The sequence below is a fragment of the Brevundimonas sp. GW456-12-10-14-LB3 genome (genome assembly GCF_059424365.1).
Genome location: NZ_JBWKZJ010000080.1, coordinates 1 through 1240, shown reverse-complemented (window position 1 = coordinate 1240; position 1240 = coordinate 1). Strand labels below are relative to the sequence as shown.

1 protein-coding gene is annotated in these 1240 nt (G+C 69.4%); it reads right to left on the bottom strand.

Features of this window, described 5'->3' with window-relative positions; genetic code table 11:
- Positions 1-71: 71 nt before the first annotated feature.
- Complete coding sequence (locus AC07XS_RS15835; RefSeq protein WP_182715215.1) at positions 72-797, bottom strand: 16S rRNA (uracil(1498)-N(3))-methyltransferase; 726 nt, start codon at positions 795-797, stop codon at positions 72-74.
- Between the last annotated feature and the right edge of the window lie 443 nt (positions 798-1240).

Sequence of the window (1240 nt, the reverse complement as noted above, 5' to 3'; positions counted from 1 at the left end):
CTCCACCCCCGCGCAAGGGCGCGGCGGTCCCCCTCCCCCAGAGGGGGAGGAATGAGGGGGAATGGCGTCTCTCAGCGGTCCCAATCCCCGACCGCCGCCTGCCACAGGGTCATGGCGGCGATGGCGGCGGTGTCGGCCCGCAGGATGCGGGGGCCGAGCGAAACGGCGGTGGTGAAGGGCAGGGCGCGGAGCCGTTCGCCCTCCTCGGGCGAAAAGCCGCCTTCGGGGCCGATCAGTATGGCCCATTTGGCGGCCGGAGGAGACGCCTGGGTCAGCGCTCGGATCGCCGGCGCCCCGCCGGTCTCGTCGCAGAACATCAGCCGCCGCCCGGCCTCCCAATCGGTCAAGACGGCGTCCAGCTTGATCGGATCGTCGATGCGGGGGACGTCCAGGCGGCCGGTCTGTTCGGCGGCCTCCTCGGCGATGGCGTCCAGCCGGTCCAGGCGGATGCGGTCCGCATTGGTGCGTTTCGTCAGCACCAGCCGCACCCGGCGGGCGCCCAGTTCAGCGGCCTTTTCGACGATGGTCTCGACCCGGGCCTTCCTCACCACGGCGACGATCAGCTCCAGATCCGGGCCGAGCGTCTGGGGTCGGGTCTGGGCCTCGGCGCGCAGGATGACGCCCTTCTTCAGCACCTCGGCGATCGAGGCGCGCCATTCGCCGTCGCGGCCGTTGAAGACCAGCAGTTCGTCGCCCGCCTTCAGCCGCATCACCTGGGTCAGATAGCGCGACTGGTCCAGGGTCGGGGCGACGGCGGCGCCGGGCGACAGGTCGCCGGTCACATAAAGACGTATCATGGGTCAGGTCTCGATCGCCGCAGGGGCTCAGCTGCTCATCATGTCCTGGGCGAACTCCAGGTCCATCTTCTTCATACGCTTGATCTCGTCGCGCAAGCGAGCCGCCTCTTCGTGCATGGACTCGGTCAGGTTCTAGGCCCTCTTCTTGGTCACGGTGGCGACCGGGGCGCGGCGGCCGGCGCGGCTTGCCGGATGACGAAAGATCAGGGGATAGCTTGGCCGCCGAGATGAAGACCCCCCGCGCCCAACTGAACCGCGTCCTCGACCCGGAGGCGTCCTTCCTTCTCCTCTTGCGGGAGAAGGTGGCCCGCAGGGCCGGATGAGGGGTCGGTTCGGCGTGGACCGTCAGGGCTGGTGCAACCCCTCATCCGACCTCCCCTCTGGACAAGCCCGAGGGTCGCCCATCTTCTCCCGCAAGGGAAGAAGGAGTCCCGCCTCCACCC